This window comes from Mucilaginibacter sp. cycad4, from assembly GCF_034263275.1.
Lineage (GTDB): Bacteria > Bacteroidota > Bacteroidia > Sphingobacteriales > Sphingobacteriaceae > Mucilaginibacter.
In genome coordinates, this window is record NZ_CP139559.1 from 1,036,111 (window position 1) to 1,050,795 (window position 14,685).

General features: G+C 42.4%; 15 protein-coding genes. 5 read left to right on the plus strand and 10 right to left on the minus strand.

All coding sequences use genetic code 11. From position 1 onward, the window contains the following. Window positions 1–6: 6 nt before the first annotated feature. A complete protein-coding gene (gene tgt / locus SNE26_RS04365) occupies window positions 7–1,137 on the minus strand; it encodes a tRNA guanosine(34) transglycosylase Tgt (RefSeq protein WP_321558151.1) in 1,131 nt (376 codons plus the stop codon). Between the two features lie 224 nt (window positions 1,138–1,361). On the opposite strand from tgt, the gene SNE26_RS04370 reads away from it, so the two are divergent. Genes SNE26_RS04370 through rsmG form a run of 3 tightly spaced genes read left to right on the plus strand, consistent with a single transcriptional unit; the run spans window position 1,362 to window position 3,695 of the window. Continuing rightward, a complete protein-coding gene (locus SNE26_RS04370) occupies window positions 1,362–2,483 on the plus strand; it encodes a glycosyltransferase (RefSeq protein WP_321558152.1) in 1,122 nt (373 codons plus the stop codon). Beyond that, the gene (locus tag SNE26_RS04375; RefSeq protein WP_321558153.1) at window positions 2,474–3,079 is read left to right on the plus strand and encodes a sigma-70 family RNA polymerase sigma factor; all 606 of its coding nucleotides are present in this window, start codon (window positions 2,474–2,476) and stop codon (window positions 3,077–3,079) included. Before SNE26_RS04370 ends, SNE26_RS04375 begins: the two co-directional genes overlap by 10 nt. After that, the gene (rsmG, locus tag SNE26_RS04380; RefSeq protein ID WP_321558154.1) at window positions 3,069–3,695 is read left to right on the plus strand and encodes a 16S rRNA (guanine(527)-N(7))-methyltransferase RsmG; all 627 of its coding nucleotides are present in this window, start codon (window positions 3,069–3,071) and stop codon (window positions 3,693–3,695) included. The genes SNE26_RS04375 and rsmG overlap by 11 nt, the downstream gene beginning before the upstream one ends. Before the next feature lie 120 nt (window positions 3,696–3,815). Here rsmG and SNE26_RS04385 read toward each other — a convergent pair whose 3' ends face one another. From SNE26_RS04385 to SNE26_RS04395, 3 genes are all read right to left on the minus strand, one after another. Continuing rightward, window positions 3,816–4,058: a hypothetical protein gene (locus tag SNE26_RS04385; protein ID WP_321558155.1), complete on the minus strand. Its 243-nt coding sequence runs from the start codon at window positions 4,056–4,058 to the stop codon at window positions 3,816–3,818. A 281-nt stretch (window positions 4,059–4,339) separates the two neighbouring features. After that, complete coding sequence (locus SNE26_RS04390) at window positions 4,340–6,058, minus strand: M56 family metallopeptidase (protein WP_321558156.1); 1,719 nt, start codon at window positions 6,056–6,058, stop codon at window positions 4,340–4,342. After that, a complete protein-coding gene (locus SNE26_RS04395; protein ID WP_091210684.1) occupies window positions 6,055–6,432 on the minus strand; it encodes a BlaI/MecI/CopY family transcriptional regulator in 378 nt (125 codons plus the stop codon). The genes SNE26_RS04390 and SNE26_RS04395 overlap by 4 nt, the downstream gene beginning before the upstream one ends. Window positions 6,433–6,678: 246 nt before the next feature. Here SNE26_RS04395 and dprA point away from each other — a divergent pair, with 246 nt between their 5' ends. Continuing rightward, window positions 6,679–7,776 (plus strand): DNA-processing protein DprA, encoded by a 1,098-nt coding sequence (dprA, locus tag SNE26_RS04400; protein ID WP_321558157.1) that lies wholly within the window; start codon window positions 6,679–6,681, stop codon window positions 7,774–7,776. A 237-nt stretch (window positions 7,777–8,013) separates the two neighbouring features. Here dprA and SNE26_RS04405 read toward each other — a convergent pair whose 3' ends face one another. The 6 genes from SNE26_RS04405 to SNE26_RS04430 all read right to left on the minus strand — a co-directional run bounded on the left by SNE26_RS04405 (window position 8,014) and on the right by SNE26_RS04430 (window position 13,657). Continuing rightward, a complete protein-coding gene (locus SNE26_RS04405) occupies window positions 8,014–8,490 on the minus strand; it encodes a histidine phosphatase family protein (protein ID WP_321558158.1) in 477 nt (158 codons plus the stop codon). Window positions 8,491–8,675: 185 nt separating this feature from the next. Further along, entirely contained in the window at window positions 8,676–9,641 is a 966-nt protein-coding gene (locus SNE26_RS04410) for a glycosyltransferase family 9 protein (RefSeq protein ID WP_321558159.1), read from the minus strand. A 14-nt stretch (window positions 9,642–9,655) separates the two neighbouring features. Next, window positions 9,656–10,159, minus strand: a complete 504-nt coding sequence (gene rfaE2, locus SNE26_RS04415; RefSeq protein WP_321558160.1) for a D-glycero-beta-D-manno-heptose 1-phosphate adenylyltransferase — start codon at window positions 10,157–10,159, stop codon at window positions 9,656–9,658. An 82-nt stretch (window positions 10,160–10,241) separates the two neighbouring features. Continuing rightward, window positions 10,242–10,808, minus strand: coding sequence for a D-sedoheptulose 7-phosphate isomerase (locus SNE26_RS04420; protein WP_321558161.1), 567 nt, complete (start codon window positions 10,806–10,808; stop codon window positions 10,242–10,244). Between the two features lie 92 nt (window positions 10,809–10,900). Continuing rightward, window positions 10,901–11,890, minus strand: coding sequence for a D-glycero-beta-D-manno-heptose-7-phosphate kinase (rfaE1, locus tag SNE26_RS04425; protein ID WP_321558162.1), 990 nt, complete (start codon window positions 11,888–11,890; stop codon window positions 10,901–10,903). A gap of 93 nt (window positions 11,891–11,983) precedes the next feature. After that, on the minus strand, window positions 11,984–13,657 hold the full coding sequence (locus tag SNE26_RS04430) for a helix-hairpin-helix domain-containing protein (RefSeq protein ID WP_321558163.1): 1,674 nt from the start codon (window positions 13,655–13,657) through the stop codon (window positions 11,984–11,986). Window positions 13,658–13,856: 199 nt separating this feature from the next. Between SNE26_RS04430 and SNE26_RS04435 the strand changes: the two genes are divergently transcribed. Beyond that, window positions 13,857–14,606: an ankyrin repeat domain-containing protein gene (locus tag SNE26_RS04435; RefSeq protein WP_321558164.1), complete on the plus strand. Its 750-nt coding sequence runs from the start codon at window positions 13,857–13,859 to the stop codon at window positions 14,604–14,606. Window positions 14,607–14,685: the final 79 nt, after the last annotated feature.

The following is a 14,685-nucleotide window of genomic DNA, read 5'->3' on the forward strand; positions in this document are numbered from 1 at the left end:
TGAGCGTTATAAACGCTGACCAAGGCGCTTTACCATGCTATTTTTCCAGTCGTAAAACTCGCCAGCTATGATCTTTTTTCGCGCCTCTTTAACCAGCCAAAGATAAAAATGGAGGTTGTGCAAGGTTGCAATTTGAGCGCCTAACATTTCGCCCGAGTGGATCAAATGACGTAAATAGGCTTTGCTATAATCCCTGTCGGCAAACAGATCACTGTCATCTTCAATGGCCGAAAAGTCGTTTTTCCACTTCTCATTTTTTATATTGATGATTCCGTTTTTAGTGAAAAGCATGCCATTGCGCGCGTTACGGGTTGGCATAACGCAATCAAACATATCAATACCCAGGGCTATGTTTTCCAAAATGTTTACAGGCGTACCTACACCCATTAAGTAACGCGGTTTTTGCTGTGGTAATATATTGCATACAATTTCGGTCATGGCATACATTTCCTCGGCCGGTTCACCTACCGAAAGGCCACCAATGGCATTGCCTTCACGCTCGTATGAAGCTATTACTTCGGCCGACCGTACACGCAGGTCTTTATATACCGAACCCTGTACAATGGGGAAAAGTGTTTGGCTGTAACCATATTTTGGCTCGGTGCTGTCAAACCTGTCGCAGCAGCGTTTCAGCCAGCGGTGGGTCATTTCTATCGATCGTTTTGCATAGTTGTAATCACATGGGTAGGGGGTGCACTCATCAAAGGCCATGATTATATCGGCACCAATTATGCGCTGAATATCCATCACATTTTCGGGAGTAAAGAGGTGTTTTGACCCGTCAATATGCGAGCGGAAAGTAACCCCTTCCTCTTTTATTTTGCGTACCTCGGTTAATGAATACACCTGGTAGCCGCCGCTATCGGTTAAGACAGGGCCATCCCAGCCATTAAATTTATGCAGTCCTCCTGCGCTTTCAAGAGTGTTTAAGCCCGGGCGCAGGTATAGGTGATAGGTGTTGCCCAGTATAATTTGCGCCGAAATATCCTGTTTAAGCTCGTGCTGGTGCACCGCCTTTACAGTGCCCGCAGTACCTACAGGCATAAAAATGGGGGTTTGTATGATACCGTGGTCGGTAGTGATCTCGCCGGCTCGGGCCTTTGAAAGCGGGTCTTGTGCTGTTAAGTTAAATTTCATTTTAGGGTTGCAAAATTAGCAAAAAAAACCCTCATGCCCGCCCTTTCCAAGGCGGCGGCAGGATAAAAGCTATTTATAAACGTGCTGAATATTAAAACCATGTTAATTAAAGTACTTTTATTTTAAGGGGGATTAAATAAGAGTACATTAAACTTCAAATTAACGCTGATATTGAGCCTTAATTTCATTGATTTTTAACAAATTTGCCTCATTATTTTTTTTGTTTGGAAACGTACTTACACGACGCGCTTTTTATTCTTTTTCAGCTTTGTTTTATAGTTCAGCTATATTACCTGGTAAGCAGGCATACCCGCCTTGCAGGCTATAAACCAACCGAAGGGCCGCCTCCCCGGGTCCTGATCCCCGTTTCTGTTATTATCAGTGCCCGCAACGAAGCACGTAATTTAGAGGAAAACCTGCCCTTCATACTGGAGCAAAACTATCCCGATTTTGAGGTAGTTGTTATCAATGATTGCTCTTTTGATGCCTCCGATGAGGTGCTGGAAGCCATGCAAAAAAAATACCCCCACCTGAAAGTTGTTACCATAACCGAGCATGACCGCTTTAAAACCGGTAAAAAGTTTGCCCTTACCTTAGGCATCAAGGCCTCAAAAAATGAGCACCTTTTATTTACGGATGCCGATTGTAAGCCGGCCTCCGAAAATTGGATAAGCCGTATGGCAGCCAATTTTACAAGCGGTGTGCAAATAGTTTTAGGGTACTCTCCTTATTATAAAACAGGTGGCTTTATCAATGCTTTTACCCGCTTTGAAACCATAAAAACAGCAACAAATTACCTGTCGGGCGCGTTAACCGGCGATCCTTATATGGGTATTGGCCGTAACCTGGCTTATACAAAAGCATTATTTTTTAGCGCCAAAGGTTTTGCATCACATATGCATGTGATATCCGGAGATGATGACCTGTTTGTTAATCAGCATGCTACTGAGGATAATACCGTTATTGAATTGAACCCTGAGTCGTTTATTTTTACAGAGGCTAAAACAACTTTTAAATCGTGGTTTAAACAAAAAAAACGACATATGGGAGTGGGTAAACTGTATAAAAACCAGCACAGGCGTATGCTTAGTTTTGATGCAGTTAGTGGGTTTATATTCTATATTTTATTAATATTATTCCTTATTTTGAGATATGAGCCGTTACTGGCATTAGGTTTGTGCATTTTTAGGTTGATATTACAAATGGCCATTTATAATCGTATATTTAAAAAGCTTAATGGTAAAGACCTTTGGTGGTATCTCCCCTTTTTTGACCTATTATATTATACGTATTTAAATGTTTTTGGATTGATCGGTACCTTTTTAAAAACTACTCAATGGAAATAAACGCCAACTTTACCGAGAACGCAAAGAATGATTTTCACCTGGTAGTGAAGGCCAGGCAAGGAGATCAAAAAGCCTATGCCGATTTGATGCACCGTTATAAAGATTCAATTTACTTCATGGTGCTAAAGATGGTAAACAACAAAGAAGATGCGATGGACCTAACGGTTGAAACGTTTGCCAAGGCATTTGAAAAGCTTGAAAAATACCAGCCTGATTTTGCTTTTAGCACCTGGCTTTTCAGGGTAGCAACTAATAATTGCATTGATTTTATCCGGAAGAAGAAGCTGAGTACCATGTCAATTCATGGTATGATGGACGATGAAGGGGATGAAAAACCGCTGCAAATTAAAGCAGATATCCTCAATCCTGAAGAAACATCTATCAAAAAACAACAAACGCAGGAGCTGAAATCATTAATTGAAAGCCTCCCCACGCGTTACAGGAACCTGATCACTTTACGCTATTTTGATGAGCTTTCGTACGAAGAAATAGCCCAGCAGCTCGATCTCCCGTTAGGGACGGTAAAGGCTCAATTGTTTAGGGCGAGGTACCTGCTTGGCAATATTATTAACCGTTTTAACAGGGATGACATCTGAAATAATTCTACAATATTTTCCTGATTTAAGTGCCGGACAGCGTGAGCAATTTGAAAAATTGCCCGCCTTATATGAACACTGGAACAGCCAGATCAACGTAATTTCCCGCAAAGATATTGATCTTTTATTTGAACGTCACGTGCTCCACTCGCTTGGGATTGCCAAAGTTATGGCTTTTTTACCAGGCGAAAGTGTGCTTGATGTGGGTACCGGTGGCGGCTTCCCGGGTATTCCGCTGGCTATTTTATTCCCCCAAACACAGTTTCATTTGGTTGATTCGATAGGCAAAAAAATCAAAGTTGTTACCGAGGTAGCCGCTGCCTTGGGCCTAAAAAATGTAAAAGCATCACACCTGCGGGCCGAACAAATTACGGATAGATTTGACTTTGTAGTATCACGCGCTGTTACCCAGTTAAAGGATTTTTATCCCTGGGTAAGGGGTAAATTCAATAAGCAATCGAACAACAAATTACTCAATGGCATCCTGTATTTAAAGGGCGGCGATTTGGAGCAGGAGATCAAAGAATCGGGTTTAAAAGTTGCCCAATATCATCTGAAAGATTACTTTAAAGAAGAGTTTTTCGAAACAAAACAAGTGATATATGTGAAGGAGTAATCCATTTTTACTTCACCTTTTCTGGTTATAATATGTACATAAAGACGCAAATGCGTTAAAGTAAATCACTTTACGCCTTCGCGCCTTACGAGAAATCATTTATAAAATGCAGTTTAACTTCTATATCAAATGATCATGATGCTGGTTGTCGGTACGTGATGCTGCCCAGAAAACAAATCCCAGGAAAAACATGACACCGCCCGCAAAAACAGGCAGTTTAAAAGTCCATCCGCCGTTTACTCCTAAGGTGATAATTGAACTGCCGGAACTATCCACAGCGTTGATAGTATGGTGATAAAAGAAGTTGCCGGCAATGAGCACCACAATGCCTACAATTGCTAAAATGATACCGAACTTTTTCATATTATAAAGTTTAAAAATGAACAAAATCAGGTTAACGGTAAGGTTCAGGAAGTGTAATTGGTATAAATTAAACAAAGCGTATTTGGATAGGTTTGCCTTGTTTGGTTAAAATTTTATTGGATATATTACTAAGTTACAAACTTTTGGATATACTAAAAAATATTTAACTATTTGAAAAAAAGTATATTTTAAAAACGAGGAGTTTACTTTACGCAGAAAATTGCCGGGACGGTTTTAGGCCGATCGGCAATGAATTTAGTTGAAAAAGATAGAAGAATAGTTTATTCTACATATCCAACCACAACAACCTGGCTTTTTTCTTTATCAATATTGTTAGCTATATATTTATCGTGCGAATCTATCAGCTTAAGAGCTACGGTAAGGGTATAATCGCCCTGGTTTAAGCCGTCGAGCTTTTCATCAAAATCACTCACTACCTTTGCTACCTCTTTATCTATTTGCGGGTCAACAGTTTTGAGTACTTTAACCCCGTTTATTTTTCCGTTGTTTAGCTTAAAACCCACAGTTACCTGGCCTGTAATACGATTATTGCGTGCTGCAGCTGGGTACCTTACATGTTTGGCTATGTATTTGTAAAGCGGGTTCATTGGATCGGCAGGGGGCGGTGGAGGAGGTAATTGCACTGAAGCCGAAGGCTGCACCGGGGCTACAGGGTTACCTACAGGTACAGCCTCCTGAACTTTTACCACTTTTGGTGCCTTTTTTATTTTTTCCGGATTAGCCGGTGGGGGCGGTGGAGGGAGCTTTACGTTAGTAACTTTTGGTTTTTTGCCATTAGCAGGTGGAGCAGGTGGCGGTGGCGGAAGTTTTGGGTAAATTAACATTTTAGGAAATGTATAGCCGTATTTAGTTTTCAGTGTAGCCAGTTCTTCCGGGGTAACTTTGCTTTTATAATATTCTTTTTGCTCCCCGTTCTTTTCGGTAATGATCACCCTGAAATCGGTTTTTTTGTTAACAAGATACCCGGTTTCCTCGTACTTATAACCTTTGGCGGTAACATCTGCTTTTTTTATTCGGACTGGATCTACTTTTACAGTGTCAGCGGGGGCTGTATGCGTACTGGCCAGTTTTTTATTAGCAACTTCCTGTTGAGGCATCAGATCGATAAAGCCGTAAGTTTTACTGAATACCAGGGTTGATGCGCAAAGCAGGCCGGCGCATATGGGTACGGCCATGAGGTATTTTAGCCTGGCTAATTTCCCCGAACGTTTTTGATTTAACATAATTATCCTCTTTTTTAATAAGTTATAATTGAAAAATGAATGCGCCAGGGGCGAACCGTTAAGTCCGTAAGCATTGCTTACCAAAAATGATGAATAGGTAAGGGCATCACTTTCATGCGCAGCCGTTTGCTCATCGGCTATATATTCATGTAAGGTTTTCAGGCTTATCTGCAGTAAATAAATGAAAGGATTAAACCAGTTAATGATTTTGATCAGCTCCAGGAAAACAATATCAGCCGAATGTTTTTGCCGGATGTGCACCAGTTCATGCCTGATAATGATATTATTGGCCTCTGTTTTTGTGCCGACGAAAAGGTAGTTAAAAAAGGAAAAGGCAGTGTTTGATCCCTCTATGTTAATTAGCTTATACTTATCATCAACCAGGGTTTTAGTAGCCTTTGTCAATTTGGCCAATTGATAAAGCCTGACAAAGAGCACCATGGTAAGTGCTATCATACCGAGGATATAGGCATAAATCAAAACATCGTTAAAGGTTAACGCCGGATGCACTGCAAGCTTTTGCGCTGTTGTTTGGTAGCCCGTTTGCGGAATGATAACAATTGTTTTTGTTGTAGCTTCAACCGGTTTTAACCAGCCAATTTGCATTACGGGCAAAACAAATGAAACCACGCAGCTTAGCAATAGGTATACACGGTTTAAGGTGTAGTGTGTCTCTTTATTTAAAAACAGGCAGTATCCGGCATAAAATACACACAGGTACAAATTTGCCTCGAGGAGGTAATGCAGCCAGTTCATTGTTTTTCGTTTTTTAGTTTGTCAATTAATGAAGTCAATTCGTCCAGCTCTTTTACGCTGATCTTCTTTTCATCTACAATAAAAGATACCAGGCTTTGATACGAATTGCTGAAATAGTTTTTCATCATCTTATCAAAGGTGAATTTTTTATACTCGGCATCGCTGATAAGGGGGAAGTAAACATGCGAATTGCCGTACGCTTTATGGTCGATAAAACCCTTGCCTTCCAGTACCCTTACTACGGTTGATACCGTGTTGTAAGCGGGCTTGGGCTCCGGCATTTCCTCAATAATATCTTTAACAATGGCTTCCTTCAGCTGCCAAAGTATTTGCATTACCTGCTCTTCGGCTTTGGTTAGTTCTTTGATATGCATGGTAAACTATTTTTATAGTTAGATAAAGGTAGAACTATTTTTATAGTTTGCAAACTATTTTTGTAGTTTTTTATTCGGTCTGCAGATGATAGGCCCAATGTGCAGATAGATAAAGGGGGGTGTGTTCGGTTACTTTGAATGTGGTGCTTAGTTCGATGATATAGTGTGCATAAAACGTTAGGTTCTGCTTGAAAATCGCCCGAATATTTATAATTTGCAAGGCTATAATCTGCAGGTCTAAACCCAATGTCATTACTCCATAAAGTAGCTTTATCTTTTGTTAAAAACCTCGGGCCCGTAGCGGCTAAGTCCCTGATCGCATATCTCGGCAGCGTGGAAGAAGTGTTTAACGCATCGCCCGAAAAAATGACCAGGATCCCGGGGATAGGTGAAAAGCGCGCTGTAAAATGGGACTTTGACGATGCTTTGAAGCAGGCCGAAAAGGAGCTGAAGTTTGTAGGCGATCACAATATCGATGTTATTTTTTACACAGATGCCCGTTATCCCAAACGCTTAAAAAACTGTCACGATTCGCCGGTGTTGCTTTATGCAAAAGGGAAAATGGATCTGAACCCGCCCCACATTGTTAGTATAGTGGGCACCCGGAATGCTACCGATTACGGCAGGCAATTATGCCGCCAGCTGGTTGAGGAATTACAGCAATATAATGTATTAATAGTAAGTGGTTTGGCACATGGTATTGATGTAGCAGCACATAAAGAATGCGTAAAGCTAAACTTGCCAACCATTGGTGTACTTGGCCACGGGCTCGACAGGCTCTATCCTGCTCAAAACCGCGCCACTGCCGATAAAATGCTCGAAAACGGCGGCTTATTATCCGAATATCCTTCGGGCACCAATCCCGACAGGGAAAATTTTCCGCAGCGAAACCGTATAGTTGCCGGTATTGCCGATGCAATAGTGGTGATTGAAGCCAGTATAAAAGGAGGTGCGCTCATCACGGCCGAAATTGCCAATTCCTATAACCGGGATGTTTTTGCTTTTCCAGGCAGATTGGGTGATGAATTTTCTGAAGGATGTAACTTCCTGATCCGCAATAATAAAGCAAGTTTGCTAACCTGTACTGCCGATCTGGCTTTTAGTCTTGGCTGGGAAAAGAACGATGCCAATAAACCTGTTGAACAATTTATGCTGCCTTTTGATCTGTCGGCAGATGAACGGCTGATCATGGAGATCCTGCAGCAAAATAAAACGCCGCTTGCCATAGATGACCTTACTTTAAGGGCTAATATGCCTATGAGCCAACTGGCCATGAACCTGCTTAATATGGAAATGCAGGGATATATCAGCTCACTGCCGGGGAAAATGTATCGGGTAAATTGAAGCTTGTAATAAGTCGGAAAGTCCGAATGTTGGGAAGTCCGAAAGATTGAAGGTTGTAAGAAGTCTGAAAATCCGAATGTCGGGAAGTCCGAAAGACAGAAGCCCAAATGCCTGGGAAGTCAGGAAGATTGAAGGTGAAAATTCAAAAAGTTGAAAATTAAAGCCGTCGTCAACTTATGGTCTGATAATCCTTACTTCCGGACTTGCCGACTTCGCTGACTTTCTGACTTCCTCCAACTACCCCTTCGGTGAATCAAAATGCGTCAGCTTCCCATCCTCTTCGCTGATGGATTGCCATGTATCGTTTTCAAAAGTAATGATGGCTACGGCGCAGGTAGGCATTTCTTTTAACTGGCTGGTGAGGTAATATAGTATTTGGCTAATGCCCGGGTTATGACCAACTACGCCTATATAATCATATTTATCGGGCAGGCCATTAACTACTTTAACCCACGTGTTTTCGCTGGCTTCGTAAATTCTTTTGTCTTCCCCCGGAGCCTGTAATTTAAACTGATTGGCAAAAATTTCGGCCGTAGTTTTGGTACGAAGCGCCGGACTGGTTATTATAATTTGAGGTATTTGTAATTGTCCTTTTAAAAGGGTGGCCATTAAAACCGCATCCTGCAAGCCCGATTGTTTTAAAGGCCGGTCAAAATCAACATAACCGCTTTCATGGGTAGCTTTTGCGTGACGTATTAATAATAACTTTTTCATGATTTTAAACGGGTTAGCGATCGGTTTATAGTGTTATGGTTTTGTGAATATAACGTGAAACATTTCTAATAAGTTTCCAATAATACTAAATAAATAAGGAGAAGCAACAGCTTGTCCTTATAATAAAAGACGGACAAAAGTCCTCTTCATTTTTTACCGGGGCAATTAAATGTTTATGGTCGAAATTATCGATTGGAGAAATTTACGATACCTGCTTCCGGCATATCATTCATACATTTAAAATGCCCAAGCGGACATTTTTCAAGCCCGAATTTTGAACAGGGACGACAAGTGAGATCAATACCTGCAACCAGCACTTCTTTTACTTTATAAGGCCAAACCCCCAGCAGATCGGGTGTGGTGCCACCCCAAACCGAGGCTATAGGCACATTAAACGCTTCGGCAATATGGGTGAGGCCGGTATCAAAACCAATGAGGCTTTGCGCCTTTGACACCAGGAAAACCGACTCATCAAGCGATGTTACTCCGCAGGCATTGTAAACTGAAGCACCAACTGCCGCAGCTATTTCATCGCCATTTGCTTTTACATCGTTACCGCCCAATAACAAAACAGGTAAATTAAGCTGCCTGCAAATGCTGATGATCTTGTAATTGGGCATTCGTTTGGTAAAATGGGTGGCACCTATCACAAATGCAATGTAGCCATGTTGATGGCTAACTGGAAGCAATTTGGTTAAATCATGTTCGGCTTTGATATAATAGTCAATAGGCTTGTCGTCATTAACCACACCTAAAAATTTAACGGCTTTTAAATACCTGTCAACCAGGTGTTCTTTACTTACCAGGTTGCGTTTCAACTTTAAACTCAGCCATTTCAAAATCGGCTGCTTTTTATAGGTTGATGCTTTAATGCCTGTACAAAGCTTGATGATGCCTGTGCGGAGATTGTTATGCAGATCGATGATCTGATCATACTTTTCGTCCTTGATGTCGTTAATTGTGTCTGTTAAGGAGGGTTTTAGTAACAGCAACTTATCAACATAAGGGTTGTTATCGTAAATATATTTAAAGGCCGGTTTGGTTAAAAAGTGAACCTCGGCATTGGGGACCTGCTTTTTGAGGCAGCGAACAACAGGTGTGGTATAAATTATATCACCCATCGAACTAAAGCGGATCACTAATATCTTCATGCCATTATCGGTGCTCAGGAAATCTGGTTCCTGATTTTTTCAATTATTGAGGTGGATGAGTACCCTTCAACAAAATTAATGGTTTTAACCTCGCCTCCGTTTGCTATCACTTCTTTAGCGCCCACAATGTTTTCAACTGCGTAATCGGCACCTTTTACCAGGATATCGGGCAGAAGGGCGCTGATCAGATTAAGTGGGGTATCTTCTTCAAAAACAACAATGGCGTCTACAAAAAACAACGCCGCCAACAGGGCTGCGCGACTGTTTTGATCATTCACCGGGCGCGTTGGGCCTTTGATACGTCTTACCGAGCTATCGGCATTAAGGCCAATCACCAGCTTATCACCAAGCTCGGCCGCTTTGGCCAGGTAGGTGAGATGGCCTATGTGCAGCAGGTCAAAAACGCCATTGGTGAACACCACCTTTTTATCTTCGGCCTGCCAGCTTTTGATCTGTATTTGCAGTGATTGCAGGTCGGTTATTTTATCAAGAAGGGTTTTTTCGAAGCCGGTTCTCATTTATTTTTTCTGTATAGACGCATCACATGCGTCTCTGTATTTTATTTAGAAAGACGCATGTGATGCGTCTATACGGTATTATTTAATCAAACAGCCCATCAACGGCGGTACACAGGATATGCCCGATAAGAATATGCATTTCCTGGATGCGCGCGGTAATGTTTGATGGCACGATGATGTTCAGCTCGCAAAGTCCGTTCATTTTACCGCCATCCCTGCCCGAAAGTCCTAAAGTTTTAACCTCCAATTTTTTAGCCGACTCAAAGGCAGCCAATATCCCCGGACTGTTTCCACTGGTTGAAATACCGATAAACAAGTCGCCCGGCCTGGCAAATGCCTCCAGCTGGCGCGAAAACACATGCTCATAGCCATAATCGTTAGCGATAGAAGTAAGCGCAGAAGTATCAACTGTTAAAGCGATGCCCGGCAAAGGCTTACGATCTTTTACATAACGACCTGTAAGCTCCGCAGCAATGTGCTGCGCATCAGCAGCGCTGCCGCCATTACCAGCCAGTAGCACTTTATTACCGTTCTTTATGGTTGATGTGATCATATCACAGGCTATCTCAATATCACCACCAAGCGTATCAATTACCTTTTGCAGCGTATCCTGGTGATCTTTTAGTTCGTTTAATATCTTTTCGTTCATTCGTTCACTGGTTCATTTGTTCATTGGTCAGGATGATGGATAAGGAGGCTTCTAACCTTTTGCCTTTTACCTTTCGCCTTTAACCTACAGATCTACCTTTCGCCTTTTAATATGTCTTCAATTATTTCATCTACGGTAGTTGTTGCGCTGCCCACGCGGCGAATCACTATAGCAGCGGCATGATTAGCCAGTTCGCATGCATCCTCAATATTCAAGCCCCCTGCCATAAAGTATGCCATAGTAGCCAGCACAGTATCGCCGGCACCTGTTACATCAAATACTTCGGTTGCCTTTACCGGTAAACTTTGATAACCCTCTTCGCTTAGTATTACCATGCCCTCTTCGGATAAGGTAACTACTATATATCGGGTCCCGGTTTGTTCAAAAATTACCTTACCGGCCTGTTGCAGGCTTTCTATCGAGTTGATCTTCTCCGTTTTAGCAGCTTCAGACAATTCTTTGCGGTTGGGTTTGATAATAAAAGCGCCTTTGTATTTTTCGTAATTGAGCCCTTTTGGGTCGATAATTACTTTTTTACCTTTAGCATTTGCCGCCCTGATAATGCCTTGGGTTAAGAACGGCGAAAACAGGCCTTTGTTATAGTCAGATAAAAGTACCATATCGGCACCATCAATGTAGCTGCTCAGCTTGCCGATGAGGTCGTTGGCAATAGTATCTGATACTTCGTCGGTAATTTCGCGGTCAACACGTACCAGTTGATGGCTGCCTACAACAACGCGGGTTTTTACTGTGGTAGGGCGGTTGTTATCTTTAATGATGGTATCCGTTTCAACACCTTCGTCGGTCAGGATTTTGATCAGTTCACCCGCAGCCTGGTCATTTCCAATTATGCCTGCAACAATAACTTTTGCACCTAATGATACCAGGTTTTGAACCACATTACCGGCACCACCTAATGTAGTGGTTTCGTTTTTAACGTTTACAATAGGTACAGGGGCCTCGGGCGAAAGGCGGGTAGCATTGCCCCATATATAATGATCAACCATCAGGTCGCCAATAACCAGTATAGCCGGTTTGTGTGCCGCTGCATGTATGGATTGTACTTTATCTTTTAGGTTCATCTAATTTTGTCATTATTTCATTGCGTCATTAGGTCATTATTTGATCGCAGCTTTTTTTCTAATTTCCGATCTCCAACCTCTGATCTCTAATCACTAACCTCTTTTCTTCGCAAACGCCTTCGTGATTTCTGCCAGCGACATGGCATTCATACACATTTCTTTATATAAGCCGCCTTTACGGGCCGCAAGGATGCCGTAATGCATATCTGTAAAGCCCTCAATGCGGTGGGCATCGGGGTTTATGGACAGCATCACGCCTTTATCCAAAGCATATTGGTGCCAGCGCCAGTCGAGGTCGAGCCGCAATGGGTTGGCGTTGATCTCGATAGCTACGTTGTTGGCTGCGCAGGCATCTATCACTTTTTTATAGTTGATAGGGTAACCACTGCGGCTCAGCAAAAGCCTGCCGGTAGGGTGTCCTAATATAGTTGTATAAGGGTTTTCAATGGCGGTAATGAGCCTTGAAGTAGCTTTTTCTTCATCCATTTTAAGGATAGAGTGCACCGAAGCCACAATGAAATCAAACTTTTGCAGGATCTCTTCCGGGTAATCAAGCGAGCCATCATACAAAATATCCGATTCGATACCTTTAAAAATGTGGAAACCGTCGAGCTTTTTGTTCAGGGCATCTATCTCTTCGTGCTGCTGTAATACCCGTTCAATACTTAGGCCTTTAGCATAAAAAGCGCTCTTGCTATGGTCGCACATGCCCAGGTATTCCAGTTTCAGGATATCCCGGCAGTATAGGGCCATTTCTTCAATACTGTTTACGCCGTCGCTCCATGTGCTGTGGTTGTGGAGTGTGCCTTTAAGATCGTGCCAGTTGATTAATGTTGGCAGCTCGTTCTTTTCGGCTTTTTCAATAAACAGGGTACCCTCGCGCAGTTCGGGTTGCATCCAGCTTAAACCTGCTTTGGTGTAGATCAATTCTTCAGTTTCGGGCTGTTCGACAGGTACACTGATTCTGTCGAAAACGGTCTGTACATGGTCGTCAGTACCGGTATTAATGAATAGCTCCCTGTAATAATCAGCCTTATCAACACAAACAATATCAACCAGCAAACCATTTTGCAGTTCGCCCTGGATATGATTTTTATTTTTGCTTACGTTACAAAGTATGGTGGAATTTACCAGCGCATCGTAGGCCACATCGTGGTTAAGACTGCCTACCACAATCACAATTTCAGTAATGATTTCATTCAAACGCCTGAATTCGCCGGCAAAATGTTTCAGCGCATCAGGGAAAATGGCTTTTACCTCGTCCATCAGTTCGTTGGCTTCCTTTTCAACTTGGGCAAAAAGAAATTTGCCGTTGCTCGCCATCCTGAACTCAATAGCCTTGCGAATTTCCTCCTGTGTTTTCAGTCCGAAACCTTTAGCCTCGATCAGGCGGTTTTCATTGCAGGCATAAAAAAGCTCACCAGTGTTTTCAATGCCAAGTTCTTTCCAGATGACAGCTACCTTTTTTGGGCCGATGCCTTTAATGCCCATCATTTCAACCACACCGGCAGGGGTTTGATCAAGCAGGTCCTGCAGTTCGGTCATGGTACCGGTTTCAAGCAGTTCGGCCACTTTGCCGGCTATGCTTTTACCTATGCCATCAATCTTTTCCAGTTCATCCAGTTTTTTACCGGCGACGGGGAAAGGGAGTTTGTCAACCTTAAAAGCTGCATTGGCTACCGATTTGATCTTGAACGGATTAGCCTCATGGAGTTCCATGAGTTGCGAGAGTAAACGAAGCGTACGGGCTATGGGTTTATTTTCCATAATTACAATGAGGCGGTAAAAATACAAAAAGCCATTGTAATGACAGCTTATGCGGCGGGTTTGTTTTTGTAAAGAGATGTTAAGGCAAGATAACGCTGTATTAAAGTTTAAGGATGCTTAGTGGTTTTACATTTCTGCGAGATTTTAAATTATCTGATAAGTAATCTTTTGATTCTTTAACTTTAATAAAAAGAAGATCATGCCCAATTACACCGATATCCTTTACGCTGCCGAAACTCATTCTGTTGATGAGATCAAAGCGTATTTTGCCAATGGTGGCAGCCCAAATGAAGTCCATGATGGCATGCCGGTTTTTACCATGATGGTTGAAATGTACGCGCGTGGTCCCCGGTTTAAGGATTGTGTACAGGCGTTTATTGATGCCGGGCTTGAGTACGAAGATAAAGCACTGCTGGCTGTTTTGGCCCATGATGAGGAGAAATTGAAGGAAGCAATAGCGGCAGATGCTTCAGTTACTGATAAAACTTATTCCTTGTATAATAACACTTATACCCCGCTTACCGGTGGTACTTTAATGCATTTTTGTGCCGAGTATAACAGCCTTGCCTGTGCCAAATTACTTTTGGAACATGGCGCCGACGTGAATGCCAGGGGCGCTTATGACGAACATGGTTTCGGCGGGCATACGCCTATTTTTCATACGGTGAATCAGAATGGGAACAGTTCTGTTGATATGCTTCACTTTCTACTGCAAAACGGTGTTGATCTTTATATTACTGTTAATGGATTGATTTGGGGCAGGGGATACGAATGGGAAACGTTTATCCCTGCGGTAAACCCTATAAGTTATGCCATGATGGGTTCATTGCCGCAATTTCACCGTAAGGAGCAAACGATTATGGAGGTGGTGAGCCTGCTTATAAAACATGCTTACGGAATTGACTATGTTCCGAAAAATGTGCCGAACGCTTATTTGAAGAGAGGGTAAGGCTATTATAATTGCAGAAGGCACAAGTAATCTCTGCACAGGCAGCCGCACAATACTTGCGCCAGTGAACGCGTCTCTC

Bases quoted from the DNA above. Each gene is read 5' to 3' on its own strand.
- tgt (WP_321558151.1), bottom strand. From the start codon at position 1,137: ATGAAATTTAACTTAACAGCACAAGACCCGCTTTCAAAGGCCCGAGCC.
- SNE26_RS04375 (WP_321558153.1), top strand. From the start codon at position 2,474: ATGGAAATAAACGCCAACTTTACCGAGAACGCAAAGAATGATTTTCAC.
- rsmG (WP_321558154.1), top strand. From the start codon at position 3,069: ATGACATCTGAAATAATTCTACAATATTTTCCTGATTTAAGTGCCGGA.
- SNE26_RS04385 (WP_321558155.1), bottom strand. From the start codon at position 4,058: ATGAAAAAGTTCGGTATCATTTTAGCAATTGTAGGCATTGTGGTGCTC.
- SNE26_RS04390 (WP_321558156.1), bottom strand. From the start codon at position 6,058: ATGAACTGGCTGCATTACCTCCTCGAGGCAAATTTGTACCTGTGTGTA.
- SNE26_RS04395 (WP_091210684.1), bottom strand. From the start codon at position 6,432: ATGCATATCAAAGAACTAACCAAAGCCGAAGAGCAGGTAATGCAAATA.
- dprA (WP_321558157.1), top strand. From the start codon at position 6,679: ATGTCATTACTCCATAAAGTAGCTTTATCTTTTGTTAAAAACCTCGGG.
- SNE26_RS04405 (WP_321558158.1), bottom strand. From the start codon at position 8,490: ATGAAAAAGTTATTATTAATACGTCACGCAAAAGCTACCCATGAAAGC.
- SNE26_RS04410 (WP_321558159.1), bottom strand. From the start codon at position 9,641: ATGAAGATATTAGTGATCCGCTTTAGTTCGATGGGTGATATAATTTAT.
- rfaE2 (WP_321558160.1), bottom strand. From the start codon at position 10,159: ATGAGAACCGGCTTCGAAAAAACCCTTCTTGATAAAATAACCGACCTG.
- SNE26_RS04420 (WP_321558161.1), bottom strand. From the start codon at position 10,808: ATGAACGAAAAGATATTAAACGAACTAAAAGATCACCAGGATACGCTG.
- rfaE1 (WP_321558162.1), bottom strand. From the start codon at position 11,890: ATGAACCTAAAAGATAAAGTACAATCCATACATGCAGCGGCACACAAA.
- SNE26_RS04430 (WP_321558163.1), bottom strand. From the start codon at position 13,657: ATGGAAAATAAACCCATAGCCCGTACGCTTCGTTTACTCTCGCAACTC.
- SNE26_RS04435 (WP_321558164.1), top strand. From the start codon at position 13,857: ATGCCCAATTACACCGATATCCTTTACGCTGCCGAAACTCATTCTGTT.